A 16035-nucleotide genomic window follows, 5' to 3' on the forward strand; every position below is an offset into this window, starting at 1 on the left:
GCTCATCGCCCGCGGCAACCTGTTCTCCAAGACCGCCTACGGCCAGGCTCATCGCCCGCGGCAACCTGTTCTCCAAGACCGCCTACGGCCAGAACCTGCTCAAGCTCGCCAAGGAAGATCAGGCCTCCCTCCTGGCACGGTGAGAATGAGCATAGCAAAAGCCTGAGACTGCGCTATTATCTACAAGAAATAATAGTAATCTCAGCAAAATAAACAGAAATCTCAAGGATTTGAGGGACCAGATGATATTCAATAAATACAAAAAATTAGTTCCAGCTAATTTTAAGGCAGAAGAGTATTTTCAACTTAATCCAGACGTCAGAGAAGCAGGTGCTGATCCCTATAGGCATTATGTTGAACACGGCGCAAAAGAGGGTAGAATATACAATATAAAAGAAAATCTGCCTCCAAATTTTGACTATAATACGTATTTTCTCCTTAATCCTGATGTGAAGGCTTCGGGGATTGACGCTGGCTTACACTATGTCCGCTTCGGGGTGTCTCAGAACAGACCCTACCAAATTGACAATGATGCCACGTTCGATCCCATGTGGTATATCGAAGAGTACCCCGATGTATCAACTACAGGAATGTCACCTTTCGATCATTATCAGAAAGTCGGTATATTTGAAGGCAGGCATAAAAAGTTCGACCCCGTTTGGTATTTGAGCGAGTACCCAGACATTGCAAACTCAGAATTAGATCCATTAGTTCATTATAGAAGTTATGGTCGTGATGAATGCCGTCATCCTGCATTTCACGAGTTCTGGTACAACCTTGAATATTATGATGTAAAAGAGTCCGGGTTGAATCCGGAAGACCATTATAACTTAGTTGGCAGAGATGAAGGAAGATTGCCAGCTTTCAACGCGCGTTGGTATGTCGATGAATATCCAGAAATTGCAGAAGCGGGTGTTAACCCATACCAGCATTATCTTACAAATGGACGCGGAGAAGGAAGAAAGCCAGCTTTTGCAACAAAATGGTACGTACAGGAATATCCAGATGTAGCAGCAAGCGGTCTTGGCTCGTACGCTCACTACCGGAAATACGCAAAACAAGTCGGATATAGTTCAGGGCCAACCCGATCGCAAATAATCGAGCATAGCGTTCGCCTGAAGGATTTTCCGGACCCATATGACGCTAGGTATGAACCCCAGAAAGATTTTGATAATTTATCTACCACAATAAAAGCAATTACATTTTACTTGCCACAATTCCATGTATCGGAACATAATAATAAATGGTGGGGCGAGGGATTTACTGAATGGACAAATACGAAAAAGTCTAAAGCTCGATTCGAGGGGCACTTTCAGCCCCGAGAGCCACATCTAGATATTGGTTACTACGATTTGAGTAATCCAGAGGTAATCAAGCGTCAGGCTGAACAGGCCCGTAAGCATGGAATATACGGTTTTTGTTTCTATCACTATTGGTTTTCAGGGGAGCGTCTGCTAGAAAAACCAGTAGATATACTATTGGCGAATAAAGATATAGACATAAAATTTTGCTTATGTTGGGCAAATGAAAATTGGACGAAGACATGGGATGGGCAAGAAAGTAATGTACTTATAAAGCAGCAATACAGCATGGAGGACCCTAGCAAGTTCATTAAAGATATATCAGTCTACTTGCTGGACGAGAGATACATTCGTGTGGCTGGTAAACCAGTAATAATGGTTTATAAACCTCATTTGATCCCCGAGGTAGGTAGGGTATTTGCTACTTGGCGGCAATTTTGGAAGATAAAGACTGGAGAAGATCTTCTGATCTGGTGCAATCGTACCGAACCGTCTGACTATAGTTTCGAGCAAATCGATGCAGAGATTGACGCTGTGGTGGAGTTCCCTCCACATGTAGTTCCGCATAGTCGGCATGTACCAAAATATAGGATGATTCAAAAGTTCGCCGGTATAAAGTCCGAGGGCAACTTCTACGATTATCGTCGATTGGTCGACGACATCGTATCCGGGAAGGATTATGCCCCTATTCCCGTTAACATACCCTTCTATCGTGGGGTTACGTTAGGATGGGATAATTCAGCACGTCGCGCGACTGGGCAATCGATCTGGTTTGGCTTCTCTCTTGCTTATTACTATAAATGGTTACGGTATGTAGTGGATTATACAGTGTCTACCTTCGATGATGATAAACGGTTTGTCTTCATAAACGCCTGGAATGAATGGGCGGAAGGCACCTATCTTGAGCCTGATGTGGCTACGGGCTATGCGAACCTAAATACGACCTCGAAGGCTATTTTTGGAGAGCAGCTTAAAAGTTTGCCAACGTTCTCGAGTGCAAAAATAAGTACTAATCTCAACTTAAAGATTGCTGTTCATCTGCATGTATACTTCTTAGACCAAGTTGATTTTTTTGTGGAGCAACTAAATCAAATTGATGCAAATTTTGACTTGTTTATTACGACCGATTCAGATGCAAAAAATGCATTCATAACAGAAATATTCAGTACAAGGGGAATTCAAAAACAACTAAAGGTTTTGACGACGCCTAATGTTGGCCGAGATATTGGCCCTATGCTCATGTTTGTGTCGAAATATTTGTTGGAATATGATGTTATAGGCCATTTCCATACGAAAAAATCTTCAACGGTTAAGTGGGGGGATCGGTGGTGTAAGTATCTAGTCAGCAATCTACTCGGAAGTACAAACAATATTAAGGGAATCTTCGCAGAATTTACTACGAATGAATCCCTTGGCTTGGTGTATCCGCCCACTTATCCGCTGATATCTCCGCATGTCAGCTGGGGTGAAGTAAAGGATCGATGCTATGAGATTTTAAAAACCCTGAGACTGAACGTTTTGCTTCCAAGTGATCCTGAATTCCCGGCTGGAAATATGTTCTGGGCTAGAGTTCCGGCAATCATTCCGATTTTGAGGCACAATTGGGAAATCGACGACTTTGAAACTGAAGCGGGCCAGATCGAAAAGACTTTGCCGCATTGCATAGAGAGGCTATGGGGATACGTTGCAAGTGCTTCAGGCTATGAATCCAAGGAAATTCTCAATGGTTTCTCTCTGGATAAATCTGACTGTTGCCCGCAGCCGAGACGGTTGACACTATTCGTCCATTACAATGCCAATGATGTTCACATCACTGATGCTGATCTGTATCTCCTCATGCAGCTTAAGCGCATCTCGGCTTATATCTGTGTAGCTTCCAATTCTGATTTATCCGCCGAATCAAAATCTAAGGTACTTTTATATGCAGACGATGTGTTCATAAGACCGAATGCCGGTCTTGACTTTGGGGCGTGGAGGGACTGTTTGAACCAAATTGGGTGGACGAAAGTCTCAAGTTACGATGAGATTATCTTCGTTAACAACAGTTGTTACGGTCCTATATTTCCATTTGAGACGATGTTTGATCAAATGTCTGTACCAAGCATCGATTTTTGGGGGGTTACTTCTTTCCCTGAGGTGAAAAACTCTGGTAGGCCAGAAGCTGTCTTCCTAAAAGATAGAAATATTCCAGCCCATATTCAGAGTTATTTTATGGTAGTTAAAAAAAATGTTGTTAACTCCCCAGAATTCTATAGGTTCTGGAGTAACGTTGAAGACAAGCACGACTTCATGGATGTTGTCACATCTTATGAGATGGGCTTTACCGCGAAAATGACTGCAGCAGGATTTCACTGGGGAGCCTATATCAAGGAAGCATCGGAGATGCAGTTGGACATGATAAATGACCATAGATTTAATACTCCGTACAATAAGCCATTTGATCTTATTATATTGGGGTCTCCGTTGTTAAAGAAGAGATCTTGGGATTACAATTCTCAAAGCTTGCTTGCCTGCCGAGAATTATTAATTAGCTCGTCAAACTTCCCTGCCCATTATATATGGCGTTGAATGAGAAGCGTGGGTCTTTAATCTTTTCTGCTTCTCAGATCTATCTGAGAAGCAGAATCGGTCGCTCAAAACTTAGGATGTCGTCGACATTCGGGGTTAGTTGCGGTATGCCTTTGATCTGTAGGGATCGGTCTGGTATTTACCTTTTTTGTTGTGGTTTCATTAGCCTCCCTGCAGCGGCCGCACTCCGAGAGGTTGTTGTGCCGCGAGATCAGCCGTCGGCCTGAAGCCGGTGAAGACCTGCCCGGCGATTGGTTCTGCTAAACTTATAAATTCGGCTTTTTCCATAGCGACCTTGCGCAGGTTCGGATCAGCGATTACAAGCTAGAGGCTGTTGCTCCTAGTCTGGACTATTCGGCTATAGCCGAACCGATCTCTCTCCATCGCCCCCGGTCGGACACCTCGAAATACCCCCTTCCGTGCGGGGCGGTGTTGTAATTCCCTGATGCCGTCGGCGTTGGGTCGGCTCGGATGGGTCCGCCAGGGTTCTTCGATCTGGAGGAGCGCTATCAGCGTCTGTCGGAGAACGGCGATCCGTTGGTGAAACTCGCGGCCCTGATCGACTTCAAGGCGTTCCGACCGAAGCTGGCCACAGCACCGAAGCGGTCCGACGGATCGAAGGGCGGCCGCCCGCCCTACGATTCGCTCCTCATGTTCAAGATCCCGATCCTTCAGACGCTCACCGCGCTCTCGGTCGACGCCCTGAGTTCCAGATCCGAGACTAGCTGTCGTTCATGCGTTTCCTCGGCCTCGGTTTCGAGGATGGCGTGCCCGACGCCAAGACGGTGTGGCTATTCCGGGAGCACCTGACCCGGGGCGGCGCGATCGACGGGTTGTTTGCCGCCTTCGACGCCTGGCTGAAGGGTAAGGGTTATCTCTCGATGTCGGGCCAGATCATCGATGCCTCGATCATCGCGGCTGCGCGTCAGCGCAACACCGATGCCTAGGAGGCGGCTCTGAATGAAGGCAGGATCCTGGAGGCGTGGGCGGCAAGACCGAAGAAGCTTGCACAAAAGGATCGCGATGCTCGCTGGACCCTGAAACGAGCCAAGGCACGGCCCGCAAAGGCGGATGGTGCTTAGGCCAAGGTCGAGATCGCCATTCCGGTGTTCGGGTATAATACGCACGTCTCGATCGACCGCAAGCACGGGTTCGTCCGCCGCTTCCGCGTGACCAGCGCGGCTGCCCATCATGGAGGGCAACTGGCCAACGTCCTCGACCCAGCCAACACAGCGAGCGACGTCTCTCGCTGATACCGCCTACCGCTCGAAGACCAACGAAGCTCATCTTGCTAAGCATGGCCGGCGCTCGAAGATCCACTTTCGACGGCAGCTTGGCCACGACCTAACGCCGGCGCAGCGCAAGGCTAACCGCGCCCGCTCCAAGGTCCGATGGGCCGTCGAAACGGTGTTCGCCAGGCAGAAGCACCGCTTCGGCCTGTTCGTGCGCACCATCGGCCTAGCTCGAACCCGGACCAAGATCGGGCTCGCCAACCTCGCCGACAACCTCAAGCACTTCCTATGGATCGAGGCCCGGCCGGTGGCGGCCTGAAGCAACCTCGGGATGGGCTCCTGAGCTCCTCGCGACTACCGCCAGACTGCCAGAACCTCAAACCGAGCCCACCAAAGTTGCTGCTGTCGTTAAACCGACAACCAAACCCCTCAATGACGCGGTTCTTTGAGGTTTCCGGTCGTTACTCGACTTAAGGTGCCGAAAACTGTGGATATTGCAAAACTATTCTACGCCAGGAGGTGGACCTTCTGTGCCCGGCCGACTAAGGCACCCTTCGTTTGTGCTGCGGCCGTATCTGATACCATCTTGGAGTAGCCAGCTAGGTCATCGCAAGCCTTCGCCGCGAGTTCGCATTCTAACCCAGTCGCATGAACCTCCGGACCATCTGATGCGCAAGCTCCTTCTAGCAGATATCGCCACGCTCGCTGCATTGGCGATCGTTGCTCCGGTAAAGGCTGATCAGCTTCTCCGTCAGGCTCGAGTCGACAATAGCGGCCGTGTGATCCCGCCTGATGGTCCGATTCTTGGGCGATGGCAGGGCAACAAGTACACTGCCACTCCCGATGCCCTTGTGCTACCACCCACCGACCAGGGCTCCACGGGCAACCTGTCCGGGATGAGCGTCACTCCCTCGTCGACCGCTTCCATTAATACCTTAGGGCGGCTGTTCGGTGATATCTCCGGCTTTAAAGCGCCTGGCCTAACGGGGTTCGCAAAGCTGGATGCCGCCTACTTCACGGTCAATAGCCGAATGTTGGTCAACTCGCCGCCATCAGGGCACCCTACAAACTGGCTAGGGAATGCCGCGGGCGGGTCGGCCTTGCAATACGCTTACGGAGGAATCGGTCAGATCGTTTCTTTGTCTAGCATCGGCGATGTTGGCATTGTCGGCGCAACGCGTACCACGGACATGGCATCATCCGGGCGCCTCCCGGTCGGCACCATGGGTTGGGGCTTCAACTTCCGCACAGATGCCTCAGTCGTTCCACTTACGTCAGCCTGGGGCGGCTACTTTGAAGCGCGCCGAAAGACTGGCGCGGGGTCTGCGCAAGCGATGGAGATCAACGTCACCGAGCTTAGCTCGTCCGACGTAGCTGATATTAGCGCAAAGAACACTGCACCGAATGCCTATTTTAACTATTCTTCAGCAGCGCTCAATCTCGCTTCAGGTGGGAACTGCACGACGGTTGCAGGGTCCTGCTGGGATGGAATGAGGCTTGCCAACGCGGTTGATGCTTCCGTTGCGCTTGTAATCCACAGCAACGGGGCGAAGTTCCGGAAGGGGCTCATCTTTGCTGAGGACGGACTGACGGGCTGTGACGGAGCCGGTGGTAAGACCTGCACAGCGATTGAAGCGGGTCGCGGCGCGACCTTCGCTTGGATTGATGGAACTCCGCGTCAAGCCGTCAAGATCCGGGGTGACGTTTCCCCCGCTGGGGATCCCCTTAGTATGACTTTCACGGATGGCGGTGTTCAGTTTGAAGGCGGTGGCGCGGTGACGATGCAGGTCGTGAGCAAGGCTACCGATGTGAACGGGGTGCAGGTTCTGGGTGGCAGTGCTGCCGGTAACCCCGCGCGCGTTATGGCGACGGGCAGTGCGAACGCCAGTCTCGCCCTTTCCCCGAGTGGGATGGGTACGGTCCAGATGCAGGCGCCCGTCCAGCTTGCCATGTTCAGGGTAGGAACTCTCCCCGCCTGCAACGCAAGCCTCGAAGGTGCGATGGCCTACGTTAACGATGCAAGGAACATCACCTACCGCGGCGTTCTAACGGGTGGCGGCGGTGAACGGGTACCGGTGTTCTGCTCAGGTACTGCCTGGGAGGCACATTGACATCCTGATTTGGTGCGCTGCGCTGCGCAGCCCGTCTCTTCGAGTACTACCTGGGCACTTTGATGTTAGAGGGCAGCGTGAAGCGTCTCTGGCAGTTCGGACACAGGACTGGCGGGACGAGGCTGGCAAACAGGTGACCGATGATGGCCTGCCGCACGGCGGGCAGGCTGGGTGATGGCGGCGGCCCCGGAAGGCGGGTCGTCATGTTTTCCCCGCCCCGTCCGACAATGTTCGGCGAGGCGTAGGTTCTGCAGGTAGGTGCAGGCGATACACGACTGAGATTGCCCCGATTTGGCGGCTCTTGCTCACTTTGCGTGGATCATGCGGCCAGAACTAAGCGGCGCTGGAGCAGATTGAGGCCCGCTCGCCCGTAGCTTTGGCGCTTGATGAGCTTCAACCGATTGATCTGGCCTTCCGCCTGTCCGCTGCTCCAGGGCTCGGTCAGGGCGGACCGAACCGCGGCGTCACCGTCCAACCCCGAGGCAAACGTCGCGACCACTGGGGCGGTGCAGACCTTCGCCGTCGTGATCCAGGCCGCCAACTCCGCTGCGGCATCGCGGCCCTGAGTCGACGCCCTACCCACGCCCGACGCGCGCACGAGCGCCGTTAAGCGGCGCGCCAGATCGGCGACGGCGCTGGCCGTCGCGTCCTGCTCGACACGAGCCACGACGGCGGCCGCGACGGCGTCCAGGGCCGAGGTCGCTTGAACCAACAGCCACGCGAGTTGCCGGGCACTCGGTAGGTACCGTTCAACGGCTGGCGCCTCCAGCACCGGTATGATTTCGCCTCGGGGCTTGCGGCCCGACCGGATCGGCTTCGTCCGCCGCTCGGCGACGAAGCGGTGCACTTGCCGGCTCGTGCCCGGATAGCCGCGCTCCCGGAATTCGCGCCAGAGCGCCATGGCGTTCTCGCAGCCCTCGCCGATCCGAACCAAGAGATAGTTCACGTGCGGGTCGAGCAAGCTCGGGCCCGGGCCGTGAGGCAGCCGCGCCGGGAAGGTGTCGGCGGTCGCGTATTTGCGCACTGTAGCTCGGGCCAAGCCCATGGTGCGGCCGATGCCGAGCAGCGTCTGCCCATCGGCGTGCCGACGCCGCACCTCGTCGTAGGCGGCCTTCCACCGCGCCCGGCTCTCTGCGCCTGCTTCGCATTCCGACGCCGTGCGTGGGAAGGCGCGATCTCGTCGGGGAGCAAGCGGTGGTCCAGGGATAGGTGGCAGGCGGCGAAGCCTCGCATGAGCGCTTTGCAGCCAGCGTTCGACGGCTTGGCGCATGTTGCCGAGAAGGTGCCAACGGTCGGCAACCTGTACGGCTTGGGGCGCACCGAGACTGGCGCCGCGGGCGTACTCGATCGAGCGGTCCCGGGCTACGACTTTGATGTCCGGTTGCTGCAGGAGCCAGCCGGCCAACGTCGCCGCGGTAAGGTCCGGGAGAAGGTCGACGACGCGGTGCCGGTCCAGGTCCACCACGATGGTTCCGTAGCTGCAGCCCTTCCTCATCGCCCAGTCGTCGACGCCAACGTGTGTAGGTGCCGGCGCGTCCGGCATCGGCATGGCCCTGACCAGGCGCAGCACGGTGGCTCGGCTCGCTGGCATGCGCAGGTGCGTCAGGAGCCGCGCCCCGGGGGCGCCGCCGCAGACGATGCCGACCCGAAATTGCGTTTCGGCCAGCCGACGCGTCCGCCGAGCCGACGGCGCAACAAGATCGGATGCGGGCTCGGCGAAGGTACGTCGGGGGCAGCAGGGGTTCGAGCAATAGAAGCGTCGGACCTCGATGTTCAGTGTCGTTCGTGAAATGGAGACCGGCAGATTAGCCGGGCGACGATGATAGCGGCTATGGACGGATCGGCTCGCCTGGCCACACTCGAGACACCGACCAACCTCTCCGTCAAGATGAACCTCGACCGTGAGGTGGTTGGAGCGCTGCTCGACGCAACGACCGATGCGGCACTGGGGCATGGCAAACGGGATAGGTATGCCTTCCACGATGGGAAGCTCAGCCTGAGCCGTCACCGACCCGAGTCAATCGGCTGCCATCCACGCAAAGTGAGCAAGAGCCACAAAAACGGGACAATCCCAGACGTGCTGCAACTGGTCGTGGCCCGACGGCTTGAGCCGCATCGCGATCGGCTGCAGACTCTTGCGATCCCCCGACCCCAGCAGACCTCGGAGGTAGAGCGGCGCCCAGGTCCGTCGGGTCTTGCGTCCCATCGCCGCCAGAAACGGCGCCAGCCACGTATCAAGCCCGTCCGTCCCCTCGCGATCCAAATTCATCGCCGCTCCCGAGCCATCGTAAGGCAGACAACGCATCACGAACCTTCAAAGTGCCCAGGTAGTACTAATTGTTTCCTGCTTCATGAAGTCATAATGGACTTCATAGATTTCTGTCTCTGAAGGCCGACTCAGTCTCCATCGGAAATACTGCGGCACAAACAATAAATCGTAGGGAATTAGATAAGAAAAAATGAACCAATTCAGCCAACGATGGTAATCCGCGGGGGCAACAGGTGCGGTTTTTCGCTCCAGCGACGATGAACCGGCGGAAAAAGGGGAATCGCCAATTAGATAAGTTGGCTTTCCGGCTAACAGCGCTTCAAAGCCAATGTTCGAATTCACTGTAAGGAGATTATTTATTTGAGACAAAAACTCCTCTGACGAGCTGTGCTCGCTCCAGTCGACAGGCAGATCGCTGAAACGTTCAGTGTCGCTTGGATGGAGTCGAACGATGGGCCGGCCAAAAGGAAAGCTCAGGCTAAGCGCAATTAAGTCACGATTAGTTACACCGTTAATTGCAGCATCTCCCGTTGCATGGAGAGCAACGCCAAGTTGATGGGTATTCGCCAGGTCTTCGACCGTTGTAATTTTGTCAAAGCTCATAAACCTTAAAAGACTTTGGCGATCCATTATTGGCAGATTAGAATTTTCTTGTTTATACTTGTCATAGCGTCGAGCTGCCTCTGTGGCCGTTACAAGCCCCTCCATGTCAAAGTAGGCTGTTGGCCTGAAACGTGGAGGCCTCAATGGACCCAACTCGTTATGAATGACTGGGATTCCGAGGTTCTTTGCGACCAATGTCAGCGAAGGGCAGTTCACCCAGGTCATCACAGCATCTACTTGGCCAAATTGACGAAGCGCCTGTTCAATTTCCCTCATTAGACCTAAATGAGGAAATAGTAGAAGCTTTGACCAAACTTGACTGACGTCGCAGCACTCGGCTATGAGGTCGTCGACGACGTCCGACGCTAGGTCATATTTAGCTAGTTTATCAAAATCGCTTTGTGCTATGTCTAAGGTTTTAATGTAATCAGTAGACTCGCTGGGAGCCGTAGAAAGAGTTGATGAAACGATTTCGTCCACGTTGTCCCAATAAGATTTTGGCATTAGAAGAGCAATATCGTCTTTCATACGCGAGACTGCTTTGTAAACCACCCATAAATAGCTAAGTGGATTGCCTTTTGCGTTGAACGGGAGCACGAATTGTACAAACATTCGATCTTAATTACCATTGCATGAACAACTATCATCTATAGCGGATGCAGCAGTGGAATTGCACCATATCCCGGCGATGGGATACTTCCGTCATATCAAAATCAGCTGGGCATTCCGCAGAGTCCGTCCGAAAAGTTAGGTTGATCGGGCGAGGCGCTGATGAGGATCATGACGGCTGCGGCATAGAGGAAGGCTCTAGCGGATGCGAGGGTCGCTTCCGTATCCTTCAAGAAACGGTGGTTGCGAATAATACAACGAAAGAAGCGCTCAACAACCCACCTGCTTGGGTGAACAGCAAAGCCAGCCTGATCCGACGACTTGCGCACGATCTCGATCACGATGATTGACACACGCGCTGACTTGTCACCGGCATAGCTGGTGTCGGCGAAGGCCTTAGTGATGAATGGGAAGCTTCGGCGCGAGAGGCGCAGCATTGGAACGGCTCCGCCCGGGTAGTACACGTCGGCAAGCTGCAGATCGAGGACGAGTGCACGCCCGCCCGTGTCCGCCAACGCTTGGCGCTTGCGGCCTTTGGCCTTCATATCGGCGTCGTAGCCGCGCGGGCCGCTGCTCTCCATCAGTTCGACGGTCTGGCTATCGAGCGCTGCGGCAAACGGCGACGCTTCACTTCCGACACCCTCGCGGTCCGCCATGCCGAGGTCGTGGTCGACGCGAGCAAACAAGCCATGTCGCGCCAGCGGCTGAAGTAGCCGAACGTGGCCGAACGCGGCGGCAATACCAACTCTCACTGATCAGAACTTATGAGCACATTGGCGCAGTCCGAGGGACGTGATGCGCCACGGCTGGGCGATGATCTACTTCCATGTGTTGCAACTGTGGTCGAGAATGTCGCCATGGGATCGGAAGATGTGGTTGCCGAGCCAGTTGCCCGCATGAACTGCAAAAGGTTTTCGACTGGGTTGAGTTCGGGTGAGCGCGCCGGCAGGGGCAGCAAGGTGATGTTGTTGGGGACGGTCAGCTTCCTGGTGGTGTGTCAGCCGGTCTAATTGAGCAGGAGCACGGTGTGGCCCCCCGGAGTAACGGCGATGGCGATCTCTTCGAGGTGGTGGGTCATGGCCGACGTGGTGCATCGGGGCATGACCAAGCCTGCGCCGACGCCCCGGGCCAGACAGATCGCTTCGAAGATGTAGGCCGAGACTATGCGCTGGTCCTGCGTAGCCGAAGGACGCGTTCCGCGCTTGGCCCAGCGTAGGGGTAGGGTGGTCTTCTGTGGCCGACACGCCCCTCGTCTCAGAACCAGATTTTACAGGCTTAGCTCCGACAGCCTGCGCGATCTGCACCGAACCGTCGGGGAAGCGTTTTAAAAACAGGCAGACCTCGTCCACCATCGCACCATTCTCCGCTTGGCGCAGGGCAAAGGCGATCTGCTCATTTGTTAGGCGCTTCCGAAACATGGCATCCACCCTCCTTTCGGGTTCAGGATGCCCGAAAATCTGAGCCTTAGCTCGGACCCGTTTGCTGGGTCAGGAGCATAGCATCAAGCCAAACCTGAGCGGCCTTTTTTCTCTTACTCATCCTATTTCTCCGGCGGTGCGAAACCAGCGTTCAGCACCAGCATCATATAGATCAGCTTCAATCGTGTCGCTCATCAACGTCAGAGGCCGGTTCCAAGGTTCAACTAGCACATCGCGGTGCAACTCATTCTCGTTCCAGCAAGACGCGTGTTCAGTGACTTTTTGAATAAGCAAAGGTAGTGGGTTTGCTGTTCCAACTCCAAACTCACGGTGTGCCTCGATGTCGGAGGCAACGACCGGTAAGCCCATGGCGCGGGCTTGGCCAATACACAGATTGTATCCTTCCCAACGCGAGAGGCTGACGAAAAGATCGGCCGCTGCATAGAGCTCGGCCATCTCTGCGTCGGACACATTCGTGAAGACGACGATTCCCGCCGCGCTCACGTAGGCTTCATCAGACGCATTCCCACGGCCGGCCAAGACGAAGACCGGTGAGGCGCCTCGTGGATCAGCATGGAACTGCGCTTCGGCAGCGAGTTCCATGTAGCTGTCGATTCCTTTGTAGTGCCGCTCAGCTTCACCAAAGCGTGCGACGTTCAGAACGACGAAGCGTCCTGTAAAACCGAACTTTTTCCGCAGGTTCCCGCGCTGCCGCGACCACTTATCGGACCAAGTCGACAGATGACTGTTGCCGTTTCGGATGACGATCGCGTCTTTCCGGTATTGTTGATTCTTGATGGTCTGCGAAATCGTGAAGACCCGGCGTGCCAACGGGGCGCAGAGACGCTTTTCCCAATCGATAGAAAGTCGCTCCTCAGCGTCGGGAAAGAGGTAAGGCGGTGGTTCGCCGTGGTCCATGAAATAGACGAAAGGACGGCGGCCCAGATACCGCGTGATGGAGAAGAACGGCGGCGTGTGCGCAATGATGACGTCGATGCCCTCATTGATCGCGAACTCGGCAGCATCCCGCTCATTCTGACAGTTGGCGCGCTTACATCCAAGATAATCTATGTCGTCACTGGTTTGCGGTCCTCCGACGAATACACTCCATCCGCGGCGCCGCAGGAAGGCTGCCTGTTCAGCCACTACCATGGCCACGCCGTGACCAAGCCCGTGGACACGGCTAAGGAGTAGAACTCGGGGTTGTCCCGGCTCACTCCTCCGCCACGGCCGGATTGTACGTGGCGGGGTCGCTAGCTTACCAATCTGCTGAAGAGAAAGATTTGGATTATAGTAAGGGTCGCTCTGGAAGAAGCCCGGATACCTTTCGCAGACATAAATTGCCTCACGTCTATTTCTTGCCTTTTTGAACGTCGACTGATCAAACCCGCGAGATTTTGACTCGTGATGGATGAGCAGCGCATCACTCACGTAGAGGTTCCGATAGCCAGCTTGCCGCGCATCAATGCAAAACTTCACATCGTTGAATGCAACTTTCAGCACGGGATCAAACCCGCCGAGTTCTTCAAAAATCTCTCGGCGGATCGCCAAGCAGGCTCCTGTGACGGCTGACATCTCGCGTGTCACGTCGAAAGCGTCGGCATCTGTGTGGTCGACCCCGACCAGCCGGTGAGCGCCTACTCCCTGAATGCCGATAACGACGCCGCCATGCTGGATCGTGCCGTCCGGGTACAGGAGTTTCGCGCCGACGACTCCGACGTCCGGAAGCGCGGCGAGCGACACGAGTTGCCGAATCCAATCGCCCCGAATGATGCTCATGTCGTTATTCAGAAAAATAAGGATGTCACACGCTATGGCGGCGGCGCCGGTATTGCAGATCTTGGCGAAGTTGAACGGACCGGGAGCCGGAACGATCGTGGCTGTCCGTTCTGCCGAGAGCTTCGTCAGGTAGGAGATCGTCTCCGCCTCGACCGAACTATTGTCGACGATGACGATGTCGAACGCCGCCTTGGGATAATCCGTCTTGGCCAGAATGCTGTCGATGCACTCCTTGAGCAGATCGACCTGGTCTCTCGTGGGAATGACGATTCCGACGCGGGGGACACTAGCCGGCTCAAGATTCACAGACGGAGGGTCGGATTGCACCGGAGCGCCCTGCCGGATCGGTTCGTAGAAGGGCTCGGGGCTGCGCGGCGGAGCCGTGAGAACGTGTGAGAGAATCAGAGGGACGTGGACGACCTGCCGCGCATCCGCGTCCAGGAGCAGATCGGCGCCAGGCTGGTCGAGGGAACCTGTCCGGAGAAGGCTGCGCAGCAAAAGCTCGGGCATCTGCGAAGTGACGCGGAGGCTGATTACCGACCCGGCATAGGGTGTCTGTCGCATAAATTCCGGAGACATCACCGGCTTGAAAACGGGATGGGATCGCGTGCCGGCTCGGTCGCATTGATCGTGGTCAGCATAGGCACCGGTCACACCGTCGGATTCCAGCGCCAGCGCGAAGACGGTGCTGGCGTGCGGTCGCAGAGTCGAGGCGCCGCTGCAGAGCAGGAGCAGGTCGCCCTCTGACAGGGCCTCCACGACGGAGGCAACGTCGGCAACGAAGTCGATCTGTCCCTGCTTGGCATGCTCGGCCTTGCAAGCGTTCCAGGCTGCGTCGCCGATGCCCGGGCCGCGCAGGAAACGGACCCGGACCTCCAGCCCGACCTGGTTCTGATATCCCGCGATAATCGCCCTGATGTGCGTGCAGCCTTCGGCGTCGAGACGGTGGAGACTCGTTATGTGGGACGCGACAATGGCCTTGGCGTCGGCTGCGACCCTGTCAAGATCGGGCTGTGACAGAGTATCAAAGGCATCGACCCACCGCTGATATTTCGGCAGTCCTTTAGCGGCGTTCCCCTGTCGTTGACCGATTCGAAGGTAATGCTCGATTGGACTTCGAGTGTATGTTGAAAATTCAGGATAGGTCTCCGCATAGTAATCGCTCTCGAAATTAGGGCCGGGATCGCGACCTTCATCAGCTCCGTAATCAACGAAATGGTCGAAAGGGGCCATCCCGATCTTTGCTACGTCTTGGTTCTCAGCAAGATAGAAGGTCTCATTGAAAAGATTGCTTCGTTTCAGCAGATACGTGAATGTCGTGATGCTGTCGGAAAGCCAAGATGGACGCTCGTGATCGATGTGTGGCGTCGACAAAGCATGGAGGAAGGGTGCGCGGCGTACCGCCTCGTTATCCGGATGCGCTGCCAAATACCGGGCTGTATCAAAATTCGGTCCGGGATCTCGATGTTCGAAGATGCCATATTCACAGAAGTGACCCAACGGACCGGACGCGAACTTCGAAACTTCAGGATAGGTTTGGACGTACCATTCCGGATCAAACAGGTTGGAATTTTCGACTGCCGCAACCAGCGCCGGGTCAACGGGCGGCTTCGACGCACGTTTTTTTCTGGCAAAAAACATCAGAAACGTACCCTGCAATTCACAATCAGTTCTGATAACTCGATGGTCGGCATCATTCGGCTCGTTGTCTGGCCGCGAGAGACGTGGCCGAGATGTGCATCGGCCACATCCCCTTCGGCAACCCCAGTCGATCTGCATCCCCCCGCTTCGGTCATTCTGAGGCGTAAGCACCGCGATGCCTCTTTAGTGCTCGGTTCGACATCCGTTTCTCAGAGGATCTGGTCAACTCGGTGGCGTTTGGGGGGGGGCGCCGATTTCCCTCGTATGACGATCGTCCACCGTGCGCGGTTCGGGCGGCCGTCGCCCGCTCTTGCCATAACGCCCGGAGGGTTTGAAGACCGGCCCAAGTCGGGCGCAGTTTGGGAGGCCTTGTAGTTTTGAGATTCCGGGTCATGACGGCGTGTCTCCGCTTCGGAAAGGGCTACCCATCCGAGATCACGCTACAGGACGGGGCCTGCTTTCGCCGCCGAGCAGGCTGCTCGATGTTGGGCGCCCTGCGCTGGC

Annotated in this window: 5 protein-coding genes and 5 pseudogenes; 3 read left to right on the forward strand and 7 right to left on the reverse strand. The window is 55.2% G+C overall.

What is annotated here, in order from left to right; translation table 11 throughout:
- Positions 1-242 precede the first annotated feature (242 nt).
- The 3 genes and pseudogenes from ASF57_RS25445 (at position 243) to ASF57_RS25450 (ending at position 7212) form a co-directional block, all read left to right on the forward strand.
- Positions 243-3869, forward strand: a complete 3627-nt coding sequence (locus ASF57_RS25445) for a glycoside hydrolase family 99-like domain-containing protein (protein ID WP_156375982.1) — start codon at positions 243-245, stop codon at positions 3867-3869.
- A 471-nt stretch (positions 3870-4340) separates the two neighbouring features.
- Positions 4341-5420: pseudogene (locus tag ASF57_RS24410) on the forward strand (IS5 family transposase).
- Between the two features lie 349 nt (positions 5421-5769).
- On the forward strand, positions 5770-7212 hold the full coding sequence (locus ASF57_RS25450; protein ID WP_156375983.1) for a hypothetical protein: 1443 nt from the start codon (positions 5770-5772) through the stop codon (positions 7210-7212).
- A gap of 137 nt (positions 7213-7349) precedes the next feature.
- Here ASF57_RS25450 and ASF57_RS26755 read toward each other — a convergent pair.
- The 7 genes and pseudogenes from ASF57_RS26755 to ASF57_RS05485 all read right to left on the reverse strand — a co-directional run.
- A pseudogene (locus tag ASF57_RS26755) lies at positions 7350-7487 on the reverse strand (IS701 family transposase); the annotation flags it as partial.
- A 44-nt stretch (positions 7488-7531) separates the two neighbouring features.
- The gene (locus tag ASF57_RS05465) at positions 7532-9184 is read right to left on the reverse strand and encodes an ISL3 family transposase (protein ID WP_056480985.1); all 1653 of its coding nucleotides are present in this window, start codon (positions 9182-9184) and stop codon (positions 7532-7534) included.
- A 105-nt stretch (positions 9185-9289) separates the two neighbouring features.
- Positions 9290-9481: pseudogene (locus ASF57_RS05470) on the reverse strand (transposase); the annotation flags it as partial.
- A 45-nt stretch (positions 9482-9526) separates the two neighbouring features.
- A complete protein-coding gene (locus tag ASF57_RS25455) occupies positions 9527-10612 on the reverse strand; it encodes a hypothetical protein (RefSeq protein ID WP_210166821.1) in 1086 nt (361 codons plus the stop codon).
- Between the two features lie 185 nt (positions 10613-10797).
- Positions 10798-11432 (reverse strand): annotated as a pseudogene (locus tag ASF57_RS05475) (transposase); the annotation flags it as partial.
- A gap of 16 nt (positions 11433-11448) precedes the next feature.
- Positions 11449-11994, reverse strand: a pseudogene (locus ASF57_RS26760) (transposase); the annotation flags it as partial.
- 234 nt (positions 11995-12228) lie between these two features.
- Complete coding sequence (locus ASF57_RS05485) at positions 12229-15531, reverse strand: glycosyltransferase (protein ID WP_162241540.1); 3303 nt, start codon at positions 15529-15531, stop codon at positions 12229-12231.
- Between the last annotated feature and the right edge of the window lie 504 nt (positions 15532-16035).

This window comes from Methylobacterium sp. Leaf117, from assembly GCF_001422985.1.
Lineage (GTDB): Bacteria > Pseudomonadota > Alphaproteobacteria > Rhizobiales > Beijerinckiaceae > Methylobacterium.

Excerpts from the sequence above, each read along its gene's own strand:
- ASF57_RS25455 (WP_210166821.1), bottom strand. The coding sequence starts at position 10,612 with ATGAAAGACGATATTGCTCTTCTAATGCCAAAATCTTATTGGGACAAC.
- ASF57_RS25445 (WP_156375982.1), top strand. The coding sequence starts at position 243 with ATGATATTCAATAAATACAAAAAATTAGTTCCAGCTAATTTTAAGGCA.
- ASF57_RS25450 (WP_156375983.1), top strand. The coding sequence starts at position 5,770 with ATGCGCAAGCTCCTTCTAGCAGATATCGCCACGCTCGCTGCATTGGCG.
- ASF57_RS05485 (WP_162241540.1), bottom strand. The coding sequence starts at position 15,531 with ATGTTTTTTGCCAGAAAAAAACGTGCGTCGAAGCCGCCCGTTGACCCG.